This is a genomic window from Microvirga sp. GN3 (assembly GCF_055792825.1).
Genome location: NZ_JBVVAK010000165.1, coordinates 1 through 15,994 on the forward strand (window position 1 = coordinate 1; position 15,994 = coordinate 15,994).

Annotated in this window: 10 protein-coding genes and 2 pseudogenes; 5 read left to right on the forward strand and 7 right to left on the reverse strand. The window is 53.8% G+C overall.

What is annotated here, in order from left to right:
* Positions 1–359 precede the first annotated feature (359 nt).
* The 5 genes and pseudogenes from ACS5Q1_RS39785 to ACS5Q1_RS39805 form a co-directional block, all read right to left on the reverse strand.
* On the reverse strand, positions 360–1,493 hold the full coding sequence (locus ACS5Q1_RS39785) for a glycosyltransferase family 4 protein (RefSeq protein WP_473103412.1): 1,134 nt from the start codon (positions 1,491–1,493) through the stop codon (positions 360–362).
* A gap of 306 nt (positions 1,494–1,799) precedes the next feature.
* Entirely contained in the window at positions 1,800–3,710 is a 1,911-nt protein-coding gene (locus ACS5Q1_RS39790) for a heparinase II/III family protein (protein ID WP_473103413.1), read from the reverse strand.
* 205 nt (positions 3,711–3,915) lie between these two features.
* On the reverse strand, positions 3,916–5,178 hold the full coding sequence (locus ACS5Q1_RS39795; RefSeq protein WP_473103414.1) for a glycosyltransferase family 4 protein: 1,263 nt from the start codon (positions 5,176–5,178) through the stop codon (positions 3,916–3,918).
* Between the two features lie 418 nt (positions 5,179–5,596).
* Positions 5,597–5,989, reverse strand: a pseudogene (locus tag ACS5Q1_RS39800) (transposase); the annotation flags it as partial.
* A gap of 575 nt (positions 5,990–6,564) precedes the next feature.
* Complete coding sequence (locus ACS5Q1_RS39805; RefSeq protein WP_473103415.1) at positions 6,565–7,551, reverse strand: class I SAM-dependent methyltransferase; 987 nt, start codon at positions 7,549–7,551, stop codon at positions 6,565–6,567.
* 409 nt (positions 7,552–7,960) lie between these two features.
* On the opposite strand from ACS5Q1_RS39805, the gene ACS5Q1_RS39810 reads away from it, so the two are divergent.
* Positions 7,961–8,146, forward strand: a complete 186-nt coding sequence (locus tag ACS5Q1_RS39810) for a hypothetical protein (RefSeq protein ID WP_473103416.1) — start codon at positions 7,961–7,963, stop codon at positions 8,144–8,146.
* 754 nt (positions 8,147–8,900) lie between these two features.
* On the opposite strand, the gene ACS5Q1_RS39815 is transcribed toward ACS5Q1_RS39810, so the two are convergent.
* Positions 8,901–10,106 (reverse strand): heparin lyase I family protein, encoded by a 1,206-nt coding sequence (locus tag ACS5Q1_RS39815; RefSeq protein WP_473103417.1) that lies wholly within the window; start codon positions 10,104–10,106, stop codon positions 8,901–8,903.
* A gap of 694 nt (positions 10,107–10,800) precedes the next feature.
* Here ACS5Q1_RS39815 and ACS5Q1_RS39820 point away from each other — a divergent pair.
* The gene (locus ACS5Q1_RS39820) at positions 10,801–11,016 is read left to right on the forward strand and encodes a hypothetical protein (protein WP_473103418.1); all 216 of its coding nucleotides are present in this window, start codon (positions 10,801–10,803) and stop codon (positions 11,014–11,016) included.
* Between the two features lie 237 nt (positions 11,017–11,253).
* Here ACS5Q1_RS39820 and ACS5Q1_RS39825 read toward each other — a convergent pair whose 3' ends face one another.
* On the reverse strand, positions 11,254–12,120 hold the full coding sequence (locus tag ACS5Q1_RS39825; RefSeq protein ID WP_473103419.1) for an IclR family transcriptional regulator: 867 nt from the start codon (positions 12,118–12,120) through the stop codon (positions 11,254–11,256).
* A 200-nt stretch (positions 12,121–12,320) separates the two neighbouring features.
* Here ACS5Q1_RS39825 and ACS5Q1_RS39830 point away from each other — a divergent pair, with 200 nt between their 5' ends.
* From ACS5Q1_RS39830 to ACS5Q1_RS39840, 3 genes and pseudogenes are all read left to right on the forward strand, one after another.
* A complete protein-coding gene (locus ACS5Q1_RS39830; protein WP_473103420.1) occupies positions 12,321–13,340 on the forward strand; it encodes a TRAP transporter substrate-binding protein in 1,020 nt (339 codons plus the stop codon).
* 110 nt (positions 13,341–13,450) lie between these two features.
* On the forward strand, positions 13,451–15,325 hold the full coding sequence (locus ACS5Q1_RS39835) for a TRAP transporter large permease (protein WP_473103421.1): 1,875 nt from the start codon (positions 13,451–13,453) through the stop codon (positions 15,323–15,325).
* A 100-nt stretch (positions 15,326–15,425) separates the two neighbouring features.
* Positions 15,426–15,860 (forward strand): annotated as a pseudogene (locus ACS5Q1_RS39840) (AMP-binding protein); the annotation flags it as partial.
* Positions 15,861–15,994 lie beyond the last annotated feature (134 nt).

A 15,994-nucleotide genomic window follows, 5' to 3' on the forward strand; every position in this document is an offset into this window, starting at 1 on the left:
GATGCTCTGGCCGCCGAGGCCGCTGATTGGGTTGTGACGCTGACGCCGCAGCAGGCGCGTCGCAAGGCTGGCATGATGTCCAAACACTTCTGGCTTAGAAAGCTGTTGCAGAATTTTTGGCGACGTACTTAGTGCCTATATTTTAAGATCTCGCAGCTTTGTTAGTGACAAGAGTCAAGTTCTCCAAAGAATATTTCAGAATATAGATCAAGGGCCTTTCAAGCGCGATATAAGATGGCGCTGTGGCCACTGTAAGAGAGCGAACACTCGCAGGATCAGTCCGCGAAGCAGACTATCTCCTTTGTTCGCTAAAGACATGCCCTCCGGCAGTTCCAAGAGTTCTACTTTGGATTCCATGCTCAAGCTTGAGCGGATCGAGTCTTCCTCGCCGCTTTCTTCCAGATTCGCGTCAGCGCTTGTACATACACTGAGATCTCGAGCTTCTCTTTGTGTTCTCTTTTTGCGGCTTCGCCCAAACGGATGCGGATGTCTCGTCTCTCAATCAGTTGGCGTAACGTAGCCCTGAGAGCTGAAATATCGCCTACAGGAACTAACATGCCCGTACAATCGTGCCGGACGATATCCGGAACCGCTCCGACAGGTGTAGCGACGACTGCCAATCCATGTGCGAATGCTTCAATGATAGACATTGGGAGATTCTCGTCCTCGGATGGAAGTACGAGAATATCCGCAGATTCGAGTAGCCGTTCTACTTCATTGTCATCGACCCAGCCTGGTACGACCACTCGCTGTCCGAGGCCAAAGCGCGCGACGGTGGCGCGGCTCTCTGCAATGCTTCCATCGCCAGCGAGAGTGGCGCGCCATGGACCCGTATCCCGTATTGCTGCCAATGCCTCGAGCAGAACCGGAGTGCCTTTCCTTGGCCCGAGACGCCCAAGAAAGAGAATATGTGGTTCCTGTGGCGAGCGGGCTTTATCCCGGTCAATGCCAGGATGCAATTGACGAGTTGCATTTGGTAGAATTTCGGTCCGGTCTACCATCGATGGTATATTACGTCGGACTACTTCCGCCCAGAACTGTCCAAGGACAACCACTGAGGCGGCGCCCTGAAACATAGCATCGATCCTCTTTCTTAGGGGTGGTGAAGAGGACGCCCAAAATTTATGAAAGTGGGCTCCATGAAGATGAATCACATAAGGAACATCAAAGGATCGACAGAGATGTGCAAGAATCATCTTCCGAAAGGCGCTTCCGTAGGAAGCAAGATTAATATGTACGACATCAAAGCGCCCAGTCCATAGAACGAGTGCTAACCGCAGCAGTGTGGTGGCGAAGACGAGAGGTGCAGTGATCGCGCCCTTTCCTCGAGTTGTGAGGAAATCGAGCTGAAGACCATTAACCGGGTTAGTGCGGACCTCGACCGCAATTGAATCCATGAGCCGATCAATGCCGCCTCTTCCATTGGGGCCAAGTGGCGTAAGAATGAGTACTCGTAGAACTGAATTACTAGGAGTTCTTCGATTGGTCATCATGACTTTCTGGTTGCCTTTAGGAGGCACTAATATAGCTCTCGGTGAGTTCGAGAGAATTCCTATTGCATTGCATACTTGTTTAACCCGTTGTGTTTCCGATGGATACTATTCGGGAGGAGTAATCGAAATTACCGCTGCCACGGATAGGTGGGTTGGTTTGCACCCGAACCGCAACGGGAAGCCTCACCGGGAGAGTGTATGGTCCCGTCCGGTTCAATACCGCCATCGACTTGACCGGCAACAGGGGTGCATTCCTGTTATGTAGTCATCAGCCGCCGACGTGAGTGAGTAGTCCGGCACAAGCTATTAAATGACATGGAAAAGGGTTGTTATAGGCCCGGTCGAAATGTCGTTCGTAGACAACTGGATGACTGTCGTTTCCTCCCGCGATCCGAAACGGCTTGAGTATAGATTGGTACCACCAATAGTTCGTCCTTGTTGCAGATCAATAGAACACCTTGGATCCGCAAGAAGGCGTACTAAGTCGCCTTCTAGAGCGGAAATAATAATCTCATTTCCCTCGATCCTTGTCGCCAATTCAGGGTGTACGATGAATCTAATTGCGACCGGGAGACTGAACGATTTTCCTAGCAGGGTATCTTCGATCTGGAAGCCGTCAAAGGTCCGCTTTATGGTTCTTTGATGCTTCACTCCAAACCGCTTCAAATAACCATCGTGACAGGCTCGGAACGACCACTCGTGGCCCTGGTTTCTTTCGATTAGTTGTGCGTTCGCTTTATGGCGCCAGTTAAAAGCACCAGCAGTCAGGCTTTGACTTTCGCCCGCGATTTCCAACGTATTGTGTGCAGCAGTGGAGCGGAAATGGTCTCGCCAACGATCCTCGGAGTGATAACAATAGGTCCCAGAGTCGACCAATATAGGGCGATCATCAAGATGGAGCCAGAAGGCGAGGGCGTCCGCATGACCATGCGCTGCTATAGACAGGAAACCTAGCGGACCATGATCGAACACAAGAAGTATTTGACGCCCGACTATCTCTTCCCGGACGACTGTGTAGCCTCCAGATGTATAGGTTGCTGTGCCAAGTGGCGCGTCAGTACCAAGCGCGGGGGAATCAAATATGAGGTCGCGAAGGTGGACATCATGCATTGGGGGGGCGAGGTCTTGGTCCTCAAGGAGTCCAGACAACGCAGCAACGATTGATGCTACGTAGCGCGCTTCATTGCAATTCGATCCAACAATCACGCGACCTTCATCATCATCGCCGATACGCGGCACGTTCCCACCAGCGTCCATCAGAGATTTGAGATGCATACCCGCGTTGAGCAGTCGAACCCTTGCATCATCTGTAGGCTGACTCTCTTTGTCCAAAAAGGACGCCAGCGTGATCATTTCAAGCGTAAATGCTGCGTATGTCGGAGATTGCTCCACTCCAGTTCCATCTACGTGGAATTGAGTTAAGGGTGCGTTCGCGACAATTGAACGACCTCTGCTGAGGTATTTGGCACTATCCTTCATATCCGGGACCATGAGTCCTGCAATAAGAAGACCCAAACCCTCCGCGATAAGATGATTATTGGCTGATGAATGAAGAGAAGGATATCGAGCCAGCCAGAAGGCGTGTGCAGCAATAAGCGCACGCAATCGACGGCGAGTATGAGAGTCAATCGATGCTGTGGGCGGGGCACATGCAACAAGAATAGCGATCGTAACAAGTCGCATTGCTAGTTCAATGCCCGAGGGCCAGTTGATGCCACGGAATGGTGGGTTGGCATCCATCCAAACGAGAACAGCACGGACTAATTGAGTGTAGAGGTCGGAGTCGTTTCTCTTCAATGCAAGAGCAGCAAGTGGTTGCAGGAACTGCAGGCGATTGAGTTCCCATACGAATTTCACGTCTCCGTATTTCGTGTTATGTCGGTAATTGATGGCATAGCAGTAAGCATCGGCACCAGGCCAGTAATTCCCGGACACCGGATCAAGAAACCAGATGCTGGGGTCGATACTTTGCAAATTGAACGTTGGCCACTGCTGACCAAGGAGATGCATCTCGCCAGCGAGAGTTGCCTTCGTAGTATTGTCAATTTGGGTCACAAGGTGGCCCGGCCATGACTTTTCTAGATTTGCCCGTAGATTAGAGGATGCGGTAAGGGGGCCATCGCCGATATCAAAGCGAGACCACCCTGAAAGATCTCTTCGAAACGAGGCGCGCTTCACCTGCTCTTTGATACGATGTGTGACTTCAGCGAGACTCATCGCGCAGAGCCTGTGAAGCAACCAGTTTAGATCTTTGGCTTGGACCACTTTCACAGCCCCATTTTAATGCGCCGAGAACGCAAATGGTCGCCTACTAGATCGAGATTGGACAGTTGCACTAAAGAGCGCAATCGATCCTAACTATCGCCCTACTTGAGGAGGTCTAGGAAGCATATGCCTATGCAAAGCAAGTACTGATCGCTTACTATTGCAGAGGACGCCCCCGTGGAACATCCCCAAATAGCTTTTTGTATGCAGCAATGAGATGTGGAATCTCATGCTCCCACGACATCTTGGATCGTATTCTATCGCGCCCAACCTCTCCCATTTTGCGACATTGGGACGGATTGTCGAGCAATGAGATTATTTTTTCAGCGAAATCCTTTGGATCGTTAGCAATGGCATAAAGCGACGCCTCCTGCGCTGAGTATCGCCCTTCAGTCACATCAAACTGCACAATTGGTTTACCTAATGCCATATATTCAAGAATCTTGTTCATGGTTGATTTATCGTTCATTTCGTTGACACGGTCAGGATTTACGCAAAGATCAGATGTTGAGAGGATTTCAAGCAGGGTCTCGTCGGAGACACGACCGGTGAAAGTGACATAATCCACAAGCCCTAGATCGATAGCCTGTGCTCTCAAACCAGATAGCGCAGGGCCGTCGCCAACTAAACAGAACTGCACATCAGATCGCTCTTGATCTTTCACTATGATTTCAATGGTGCGAAGCAGGAGGTCGATGCCTTCCTGAGGACCAATTACGCCGACATATCCAACGAGGTAGCGACGGTTATTACGCCAGACTGGATTCTCTGGTGCCTCACGTATGCGACGTAGATCTGGGCCGCTACGTACTACGAATACATCTTCCGGGGACATGCCACCACGTTGAATCGCAATATCTCTATAACTGTTATTCGTAGCGATAGATATTCTAGCTGTCTTGAAAGTCAGAACCTCAGCAATACCCAACAGCTTCCAGAACAAATCACGGCGTCCGAATTTTGCTTCATATAACTCCGGATTGATATCATGGTGGTCAAATACAAATTGCTTCCCGAAGGGCTTGAAGATCAGCGCCACCAGGAAGATCAGATCCGGCGGATTACAGCCATGGATTACATCGAATCCATGGCGGCGCAGAACACGAAAGGCTAGCCACACTTGCCAGAAAAGCGCAGTGCCATACTCGAGAAGGTAGCCTATTGCCGATCCTACATCCGACGGCAGTGGATGACGGTAGATTTTGATACCGTCAACTACCTCATGCGTTTTCGTATGGTCTCTGCCGATCGGACATATGATGCTGACGGTCGCGCCAGCATCCTTCAGAGCTTGCGCTTCCTGCCAAACACGACGGTCAAACGGAACAGGCAGATTCTCCACGATCATGAGTATTTTCCGCCCATATAGCGGCATCGCCTCTTTGATTTGTTCAGCGATGTCCGTTCGTGTGCCGGGCATATCCCGCGACCTACTTCCTGCGTAGATTCATGGTTGGGTGCTCTATACTTGCCTTGTATCAATTCGTGCGCAACGTATTCATTTGCTCAATGGATGGCCGACGTGGCCGACTTTGATGCGTTGTGGCGTGATTGTCCAGATTGTGAAGCGAGGGCGGAGGGATAGCGCTCCGTTACGGAAAGAGTACATCGAATTTTCCACGTATTCTGTACGCAGCCACTTGAACCGTGGACCAGTTTCTGTGACTGGGCAGCATTGCTGCAGCGAGCTTACTAAGCGGCCGCTGTTCGTCGGGTTAATCCGGACGCCATTCAGAAAGCGTGTGACTGGCAGCCAGTGATTGAGCCTTTGGCTAAGTGCTCGCGGGCGACGGCCTTGCGCGATCGCGAGGGGTTTCATGTCGGCCAATTCAGAGGACTTACGTCTCAACGCGTTGCCGAACGGTAGAGGGCCCTTTGCTCCACCCGGTTGTGACGGCGATCTGCGCGAGGTCTGCGAGGTAATTGCGGGCCAGCCGGCCTTAGCGCGTTGCAATGCGCCGCGAGTTCTTCAGGCGACAGAAGAGACGCTCGATCAGGTTACGCCGACAATAAGCCGTGTGATCGAGCGGATACGGCATTGTGCGGTTGGCTGAGGAGGGAATGATTGCCTTGATGCGGTGCTCCTTGAGCCAGTGGCGCAGGCTGCCCACATCGTAAGCCTTGGCCCCGATCAGGCGTTTAGGGGGTGTGACCGTACCCAGAAGCGGCAGGGCCATGCTGATGTCGGCAATCTTTCCCGGCGTCCGCGCGAATGCGATCGGCCGGCCACGATGTGCTCATACGCTTGCGCAAGTAAGTGATGCAGGGATTAATCACAGCCCGGCGCGACTTGCGAGGCTCATAGACGGAAGCCTCTAGTTCGCGTTTGAGATATGTGCGCACGGTCTTACAATCTGGGCGGCATGTAAACTTGCAGCAAAGGTCGCACGCATGTTTGCTCTGGTTACCTGCTGTACAAAATCCGACGGTTCTTCATGTGTTGCCAAGGCGTCTACACAGTTTGATAAACTTCCGAGCGTTTCTTCGTCGACCTGTTACTAACGACGCGTGTGGGGCCGGGCTACGCATCCTATATGCTGCCCAAGCGAGAAACGACAATTGCGGATTCTTCAAAAGCCCCGACGCTTCTCAGACACGCCGCTTAAGTAATGAGGCTAGAGCAAGAGCTGCGATAGTTTTGATGGAAACAGCCCTTCACAGGTCGCTGGTTACCGCTTGTCGCGTCTCATAGACGATGATGATCCTACCCAATCCTTCTGGCCAACAACACCCAAACTCATGTGCTCACATCATCTCATTTTCGACGCTCGCAACTCCATTATGACTCAGCCAGAGGAGGGAGGGATCAACCAATACGTCGAATAAAAAATGAACTGCAGATCGTGCTGTCAAAATCCTGGTCTTGAAGAGGTATACAGGCAGCTTCCAGCTCTTCAGGCGCAACGTGCAACATATGATATGCACTGAGCATGATTTCGAAGGACGGATTCATGCTGAGGAACGCCTCCAACATGTACTGCTCGTTCCAGAGCCGGTTCTCCTGAAACAGCCATTCCCAAGGATAGTCCTTCGGTGTGAAAATATCGTGCACATGCACAATTACGCCTGGAGCCAAACGGGGTAGGAGTTGTAGGATTTCTACTACCACATCGCCATTGGGGCGGAGCATATGGGAACTGTCGATAAAGAGAACATCATTCTCTCTCAAGTCTGCGACTATGCTGGAATCCGCATGCTCTACCTTTTCACGTACGATCTGTGCGCCACATTGCTCAAGCCATGGGTTCTCGTAAGGCTCAATACAAATATGAGCGGCCGAAGGCCCCCCCTCGGCAGCGTTGCGCTCTAGAGCGCGACGCGCAATCAATGTCGAAAAGCCGGACCCTACCTCCACTACTTTCTTCGGCTTGAAAGTGCGCAGCATTGAATACCAGATGCTACCGTCGATACGCCCGAAGTAAGTGTTATTGAACCAATATACACCATCACTCATCGCTGGTTTGCAATGCAGCAGAGATTTAAGCTCATGCTGAAACCGGAATTGTGACAGTAAGCTGCGTTGTGAATCGGTGCGTAGATCAAGACCCGGCAAATAGCGATCCCGCTGCAGAGACTCAGGGGTCAGCCCGTTTGGGCGGATCTGTGGATCATAGTAATGATCCAGAAGGGGATATACTCCTAGGCCTAGAAGCGTCTTCTGTGTGATGGGCCATTGAGATAGTCCCGAGTGGCGCACGCGTCGCATGACCAAAGCGGGCATCGCCAAGCTTGCTGCAACCACCGGGTCTAGTACGCGGCGAACAGATTTCTTTATCCCGGCGTTGGCTTGCATATCATGTGCCTCTATTGGATGAAGATAATATTTCTGATCCGTATCTAGTGAGCGGATCTTCCTGGGAGTGCCCTTGCCACGGCTGCCATTGCAGCATTCAGTTGAGAAATATTACGTCCAGGATGGAGCTGATTTAAGCGCTTCAATAGAGTTAGGGCTTATAATCAATAATAGTCAGTCGACGTGGGTTGTTAATTGACCGATTTATGGGTCCTGAGACTGCTGGATCGAATTGCCGTCACTGAAAGGGTAGGGTGGGATCACTCTGGTTGGCGTGAGATGATAAATTAACCCGATGGGCGACAACCGGGGGTTTAGTGCAGTTTCGGCGAAGTGGATCCAGTTTGCCGTCAAAAAAATGCGGCAAACCAAGGGGATGAGATGATTCCACGTCGGTGGAAAAGGTCTGATGACGGTGGAGGCTATTGAGGTAATCGAACCATACCATAACGAAGGTTCTCCTGCGCTGCTGAAGCGTCTGGGACTGGAGCGCCTGTACGCAATTCCGCTTGATGTCCTCTATTGCAACGACCGACTCGACGATGAGACTGTTGAAGCGTTGGATGCACTACTTCGAGCCGATCCACTACAGTAGATAGTGCCCAATCTCGAAGCGTAGATCGTCAAGAGTCCCGTCATCTCGAGTTGTCCTGGAGTAGGATCGCCTCGAAGGCACTACCCCAGAGGTAGCCCTGAAGAGGAGAAGCGCATCTCAGCCTCTTTTGTGCGAACTATAATCTAGTTCCTTAAAGAGGATTGTTGCCGAGCAGCCTAAGGACCCCGATGAGATAGACCTTACCGATTTGGGGTAGGTGCAAGTTATCGCAACTCTGTATCTCTCATGAGTTGATACGGCTTGTGCAGGATGGGTATCTGGGGAGGCTGGCAACAGATCTCCCCGGAGAATGGCGCACTAATTCACTACATAAATACCCATGTGGCTGAATCGCCTATCAAAGTCAGCGGTTCATCGAATCTCAGCCGAGCCGAGAAATGTTAACCTATAAGATCGATCGCCAGTGCGGCAGAGAAGGAGTCTCTGGTAACTCGTTCTCGGTCCAAGAATCCCGCACCGCTCCATTCTCAACCACCCTGGCTCTGCCGAATAGCGTGCTTCTCTATTCGGCGATTTGAAATCAAACGCCTTTCAAGCTGTCCGTCACACTGTTTGTGATCGCTCTTTGCGATCGGCTCTCAGGCGGCTCCGTGATGAGATCGGGATAATAAAGCGGGCAGTGAAAACGGTGCTGGCTGAGCATGTTGTCCCGAACGAATCGGCAGAGAGGGCTCGCCTGAAAAAGAAACGGCCCCAGCGTGAGCCGGGGCCGTTCAAAATCAACCAGAAGGTCTTAGACAATCCAGAAGTCGGTAGCTTTCAGCGCCAAGTCCTTATCGAGCGTGGCGAACTTCACCTGTGCCTTCGAGCCGCTACCATCGGCGTCATAGTAGAGCGCACCCGTTGCCTTGTCGTAGACGATGAAGTCGTTCGCGTACTTGGCCTTCGTGCCGGTGAAGAAGTTCATCGAGGAAAGCGCACCCGTCTTCAGGCGGCTGAAGATCGAGTCGTTGAGGCCGATGGTGTCGTACGTAACGTTGAAGTCGGTGATGACATCCACATTGGTGCTAGCATCGAGCTTCGTATCGAACATGAAGGAGTCCTTGCCGCTTCCTCCAGTGAGAACGTCATTGCCGCCCTTACCGTAGAGTCGATCATTCCCTGCAAGGGCGTTGATCTGGTCCGCACCACTTTTGCCGGTCAGCACGTTTGCGGCGCTGGTTCCGCTGATCTTGTTGATCGGAGACGGTGTCGGCTCCGGGGTCGGCGTCGGCTCCGGGGTGGGGGTCGGCTCCGGGGTGGGTGTAGGCGTGGGGGTCGAGCCATCGCCATCGCGCGGCGTCAGCGGCGTGAGCGACTGATCGATGTTGCGGTAGCTGACCGCCATCGTGTCTGAGGCGTCCTCGCGGTACGGTCCAAACTTGAGGTACGGGCCGACCTTGTCGTTGAAGCCCATGGGGCCGGTGTAGTTGACGACGAGCTCGCCATCGAGCCACACCTTCAGCGATCCGTTGCCGGTACGCTCAAACTGGGTTTCCATCGTGAAGTTGTACCACTTGCCCTGCTGGATGGGGCTGGTCAGCTGGGTCTTGTTGACCGGATTGCTGGTAATGGAATCCGCGTCCGAGCGGCTGATCAGGGAGAACTTGCCATTGAGCATGTGCAGGGTCAGCATCCCGGGCGAGCCGGGTTCACCCGCGTCCTCGGTGGCATGCCAGCCAACGAGAGAGATCCAGTCCGCGGTGCTGGCAGCTGGGTTCGTGTCGAAGCGAATGTCGAATGTCGTATAGTGCTTCTGGTCGAAGGGAACCTTCGTCTTGGAGTAGATCTGCGTCCGCTCCTTGTTGGCCGAATCGCCACTCCATTGGTCACCATCGCGGAGCTCGAAGCGGTATTCGCCGTTACCGGACGAGGTCAGCGACCACGGCTTGCTGCCGTTCTGGACGCCATAGGACTCACCACCCGAGGTGATCGTCGAGCCATTGAGGTAACTTGCCATGATAAAAATTGCCCTTTGAGAATATTGCCTTAGCGGCTTGGTTGAATCGTCGGGGAAGATGCGACTGAGCAGTCGCAAGGAGGGGAGGCGTTTCAGAAACGCAAATCGAAAATATGCAGATGTGTCTTAATAGATAGATGGGAGTATTCGCATCCGAACAGATGCAAACACAGATAGATATGACCTGCAGAGATTAGTGCAGGTTAACAGAGAAGTGCATACATGATTTTACCCCTTGTGTAGTGCCGTATTTATCTTTTTTCGGCTTACCATTCTTCAATTGGACTGTGAGTAGGGCGAAAAAATGGCGTATATTAATAAGGTAAATATTCACGCTTTCATTGACTATTTTCATACAGAGAAGAATTTGCATCTTTCCTTTGGCGGATCATATCATTACTAGTTATAGAGAGGAAAATATGCAAATATATGTAATTACTGTCAGTATAAATCAATAATAAGTGGCATCATTTTCGGAAAATATCTTTCAGATAGCTTGCTCTCAGGCCGTCGGGAGCGCTCAATCGGTATCGCCCGCGGGAGCTATCTTTGGATCAGCGGTGAATAGCTATTCAAAAGGCCCAGACACGGACTGCAAATCGGCTGCACGATAAGCGGTCCGGTGCCGATGCTCATCTGTAACTTCACGGTCTCTCGCTTACGCAAACAGAGACGCCACTTGGCAGAGGCAAGGATGTCGAGCTTCAAGGGCCGTTCGGACTGGCAGGTGTTCACGCCCAGTCACATATCTCAACATGGCGCCAGGGTCGGAGATCCTTTTCTCGCTGCGCACGAGGTCACGCTGCGCAGTGTCCACATCGAACAAGACCTCGACATCGATAGCCAGAAGAGAAAAGCTATTAAGTTAGCCCTGCCACATGGCCGCATCAGCCATTTTGGAGGCAGTTGATTGTCAAGGGGTGCATGTGTCGACATCGGTCAGTGCATGCTGGAAGAAGAGGGCATGCACGGCATCTGCTTGCCTTATTTTGACTAGGTGCCCAAAGTGCCAGCGTGGCAAATCGCTCCTTCACATGTCGTCTGCAAACTTACGAAGCCATGTAAGAGGCCTGACAGGGGGTAGGTGCTCGAGTGTCGGTCGGAGGAGACCCGAGGCGTTATAGGACATTTCGAGGATTTTGCGCCGTCATGGATGATCCCGTCGACCTCGCGCGTGTTTTTCGCCGGTGTCAATCTCAGTCAGACGTGTCTCGATCCAAGAAGCTTCCCTCTCGACGAGAGGGACGATCTCGCGCTGGCGTTCCTCACTCAGTCGACTTTCCGTCGCTGCGATGGAAAGAGCGCCGACCGGACGGCCATCGGATCCGTGAATCGGAACACCGATAGCCCAGGAGTCGGAAAGGAGCATGCCCGGGTTGAGAGCATAACCTCTAACGCGAGTGTCTTGAACAAGAGCACGGAGGACGGAGGGCGAGAAGGGTGGATACTTGTCTGCAAGAACGTCCGCGTTGGCGGCCAGAACTTCTTCCACGTCCTCGTCGGGTAGCGCAGCGAGCAAAGCCAAACCTCCTGCTCCTACACCGAGAGGATGCCGATCCCCGGCATGAAGAGCATGAACCCGGATCGGATACGGTCCCTCTTCGCGATGCACACAGATGGAATAGACACCCCGCGGCACGGAAAGGAACGCGGTATCACCGGTCTGTTGGCTTAGTCGGACAAGGGAGCGGAGTGAGATCGAATGGATACCGAAACGGATGCTCGCTAACATTCCGAGAACATGAATTTCTGGTCCGAGATAGTAGCGCCTGGTCTCCAGATCCTGGTCGAGAAGGCCGGCCCGCATCAGCGCGAGAAGCATACGGCGGACGGTCGGCTTCGGAAGGTCGCATTGTTCAACCAGTTCGGACAAGCGAGCGCCGGAAGGCCCCGCTCTCCCAACGAGCAGAAGTAGCGTCGCCGCTCTGTCAATCGCCTGTGCCCCATTCACGGTCGCGCTGTCGATCCCCTGGATCGCGATCTTGGCTGAAATCGTCTTCTGATATTCCAACATATGGACCTTTGATGGCCGAGAGTTGAGGATTTCTCTCAAAGAGCAATTTTCCATTGACAATAGAGACTATCAGAGTGCCTCCTTATGAGCCAACGAAAACGCCCGGCAAGTGGCGTGCCACTAATAACAGAAGGTCCGAGATGTGGACCTGATTCTTGAGGAAGTATGGGGATCCCAAGAGCCCCAACCAGGAGGGTTACATGATCTTGTCTCGTCGCCGGCTGCTCACTGTCGGTTCGACCGCTTTTGCCGGTGCTGTCGTCGGAGCGCCGTTTATTGCACGGGCCCAGCAGGCTGAGTTCACCTACAAATATGCGAACAACCTGCCGGACTCGCACCCGATGAACGCCCGGGCGCGAGAAATGGCGGCCGCGATCAAGGCCGAGACGAATGGCCGTTTCGATCTCCAGATCTTCCCGAGCAGCCAGTTGGGATCCGATACGGATACGCTCAGCCAGGTGCGCTCGGGCGGCGTCGAGTTCTTCACGTTATCGGGCCTGATCATGTCCACGCTCGTGCCGGCGGCATCCATAAACGGAATCGGGTTCGCATTTCCGGACTACGCGACGGTTTGGAAAGCGATGGACGGTGAGCTCGGCTCCTATGTCCGGCAGCAGATCGCCAAGGCCAACCTCGTCGCCATGGACAAGATCTGGGATAACGGCTTCCGGCAGACGACGTCCTCGACGAAGCCGATCAACACGCCCGATGATCTAAAGGGATTCAAGATCCGAGTGCCGGTTTCTCCCCTCTGGACATCAATGTACAAGGCCTTCGAGTCGGCTCCGACATCGATTAACTTCAACGAGGTTTATACGGCGCTTCAGACCAAGGTGGTGGACGGTCAGGAAAATCCCCTCGCCATCGTCTCCACGGCGAAGCTGAACGAAGTTCAAAAGTATTGCTCCTTGACGAACCATATGTGGGATGGGTTCTGGTTCCTGGCGAACAGGCGTGCATGGGAGCGACTGCCTGAGGATGTACGCACGATTGTTGCCAAGCACATCAATGCGGCCGGCGTGAAAGAGCGTGAAGATGTGGCCAAGCTGAACGGCGGTCTTCAGCAGGAACTCGCCACCAAGGGCATGATATTCAACCAGCTTGATCCTGCACCCTTCCGCGACAAGCTGCGCAAAGCCGGCTTCTATTCGGAGTGGAAGGGCAAGTATGGCGACGAGGCATGGGCTCTGCTGGAGCGTGCCGTCGGCACCCTAGCCTAAAGCTTGGATACCGGGGTTCCGCACGTGGAGTGAAGGGGCCCCGGAATTTCCATGACGGATAGCTACTTCGGTCACTCAACGTCATAGGAACTCGTAGGGAATGTTTGGACATGACATCCTCCGCACAGGCTATCCCTGCCTCAGAACCGCTCATCATTGCCGAAAGTGACGAGGTTCGCGCGGGGTCGCGCTTTCTGAAGCCTGTTGAAATAGTGGCATCCGGCCTGCTGGTCATTATTGTGACACTTCTGCTGGCCGGAGTGACATCCCGGTATATTTTTTCACTCCCGGTTGTATGGATCGATGAGGTTGCCTCGATCTGCTTCCTATGGCTTGCCATGTTGGGATCGGCCATCGCGCTCGACCGCAACGAGCATCTCAGGCTGACATTGTTCCTCCACAAGATGCCTGAACGGGTTCAGGGATTCATGGAGGCATTTGCTCTCCTGGTGATCGCGACCTTCCTTCTCTTCCTGATGGTTCCGGCCTTCGACTATGCTCTGGAGGAGTGGTACATCACGTCGCCTGCACTGAATATTCCAAATACCTTCCGCGTGGCTGCTATTCCCTTCGGAATGGTAGCCATGCTCGGAATCGTGATTATGTATGCGCTGAAAAGCGCATCGTGGCGAGATCTCGTCATCGCGGCTCTCCTGATCGCCACAATCACCGCTGCGCTCTGGTTTTTCTCACCTTCCCTCGTGCGGCTGGGTAGCTCTAAGATCCTTCTGTTCCTGGTTGTGTTCGTAGCAGTCTGCCTTGCGGCCGGCGTGCCTATAGCCTTCTGCTTCGGCATAGGCACTTTGAGCTATCTGGCTTTCGCCACTCAGGTTCCGACTTTCGTCATGATCGGACGGATGGATGAAGGCATGTCCGGCATCATTCTTCTGTCGGTCCCGATTTTCGTTCTGCTTGGCTGCATCCTCGATGCAACGGGGATGGGCAAGGCCATCGTCGATTTTCTCGCGTCGCTTCTTGGTCATGTGCGTGCCGGCATGTCCTACGTGCTGCTAGGCTCACTCTTCGTGGTGTCTGGTATCTCAGGATCTAAGGTGTCCGACATGGCCACAGTCGCTCCGGCACTTTTCCCGGAGATGAAGCGGCGAGGGCACAGCCCGCGGGGGATGATCGCGCTTCTCGCGACCGGCGCGGCTATGGCCGATACGGTTCCGCCCAGCATCGTCCTGATCGTTCTGGGTTCTGTCGCAGGGGTCTCCATTGCCGGTCTTTTCACCAGCGGTTTCGTTGTCGCCATGGTTCTGCTCGCGGTCCTCGCGATTCTGGCGCGCTGGAAGTCCCGTCGTGAGAGCATGGAAGGTGTCCGTCGGGCACCGGCTTCTCTGATCGGTCGCACGCTGCTCGTCGCCGCCCCTGCATTGGTTTTGCCGTTTCTCATTCGGAGCACGGTCGCCGGTGGTATAGCGACGGCAACCGAGGTGTCGACCATTGCTGTCATCTATGCGCTGTTCATGGGCATCGTTCTCTACGGAGGCATCGGTTGGCGCAAGCTCTACGGCATGCTGGTCGAAACCGCAGCGCTCACCGGATCGATCCTGCTGATCCTCGGAACCGCCCTTGCCATGGCCTGGGCGATCACACAGGCGGGCGTCGCTCAGGGGCTCGCGTCCTTCATGACGGGACTGCCTGGCGGCTGGATCACCTTCATGGCCGTGACCATCATCGTTTTCATGGTCCTGGGCTGTGTGCTTGAAGGGCTCCCGGCTATCGTTTTGATGGCTCCGCTCATGTTCCCCATCGCGAAGAGCCTTGGGATCAACGACATTCACTACTCCATGGTCATCGTGACGGCGATGAATATCGGTCTGATGACGCCACCGATCGGCATCGGGTTCTATCTTGCCTGCAAGATCGGCAATGTCTCGCCAGACGAGGCTATCGGCGCGATCTGGCCTTATCTCGTCGCGCTCATTATCGGTCTCGTGATCATTGCCACCGTACCGTGGATCTCGACGGCCTTCCTCTGACCGCCTCCTCAGACTCGTGAGGAAGAGCGCTCAACGTGTTCGGTAAAGGGAATACAACTATGGCACGTGCTGTCATTGTCTGTCTCAGGGAGCACCATAGATGACTGCTTCTACTGAGATTCCCGCAGGAGGGGTCGGACGCGTGTCTAACCGGGTCATGAACCTGTCCAACTTCCTGCATCAGGTTGCTCGACGTCACGGAAACGAGATTGGTTTCGTCTGGGGCGATGCGGCCTGGACGTGGGGCGATCTGGCCCACCGTGTCAACGCCATGGCGGCGGCCTTATCCGCAGAAGGAATCGGCAAAGGTGATCGCATTCTGGTGCAGTCCAAAAACTGCAACCAGATGTTCGAGTCCATGTTCGCATGTTTCCAGTTGGGCGCCGTTTGGGTGCCGACGAATTTTCGCCAAACCCCGGATGAGGTGGCCTATCTCGCTCAGTCAAGTGGCGCTTCGGCCTTGATTTGCCACCGTGACTTCCCCGAGCATGTCGCAGCCGTGCGAGAGGCGGTTCTTGGCATTCGATCCGTGGTCTTGGCCTGCTCCCTGAGAAGTGGTCCTCCCTGATGTATGGCTTTCAAGCCGAATGGAGGACAAGCGAATGAGCAAGAAGAGACACACGGCCGAGGACATCGTCGCGAAACTGCGGCAGGTGGATGTGCTGACGG

Excerpts from the sequence above, each read along its gene's own strand:
- ACS5Q1_RS39785 (WP_473103412.1), bottom strand. The coding sequence starts at position 1,493 with ATGATGACCAATCGAAGAACTCCTAGTAATTCAGTTCTACGAGTACTC.
- ACS5Q1_RS39790 (WP_473103413.1), bottom strand. The coding sequence starts at position 3,710 with ATGAGTCTCGCTGAAGTCACACATCGTATCAAAGAGCAGGTGAAGCGC.
- ACS5Q1_RS39795 (WP_473103414.1), bottom strand. The coding sequence starts at position 5,178 with ATGCCCGGCACACGAACGGACATCGCTGAACAAATCAAAGAGGCGATG.
- ACS5Q1_RS39805 (WP_473103415.1), bottom strand. The coding sequence starts at position 7,551 with ATGCAAGCCAACGCCGGGATAAAGAAATCTGTTCGCCGCGTACTAGAC.
- ACS5Q1_RS39810 (WP_473103416.1), top strand. The coding sequence starts at position 7,961 with ATGACGGTGGAGGCTATTGAGGTAATCGAACCATACCATAACGAAGGT.
- ACS5Q1_RS39815 (WP_473103417.1), bottom strand. The coding sequence starts at position 10,106 with ATGGCAAGTTACCTCAATGGCTCGACGATCACCTCGGGTGGTGAGTCC.
- ACS5Q1_RS39820 (WP_473103418.1), top strand. The coding sequence starts at position 10,801 with ATGTCGAGCTTCAAGGGCCGTTCGGACTGGCAGGTGTTCACGCCCAGT.
- ACS5Q1_RS39825 (WP_473103419.1), bottom strand. The coding sequence starts at position 12,120 with ATGTTGGAATATCAGAAGACGATTTCAGCCAAGATCGCGATCCAGGGG.
- ACS5Q1_RS39830 (WP_473103420.1), top strand. The coding sequence starts at position 12,321 with ATGATCTTGTCTCGTCGCCGGCTGCTCACTGTCGGTTCGACCGCTTTT.
- ACS5Q1_RS39835 (WP_473103421.1), top strand. The coding sequence starts at position 13,451 with ATGACATCCTCCGCACAGGCTATCCCTGCCTCAGAACCGCTCATCATT.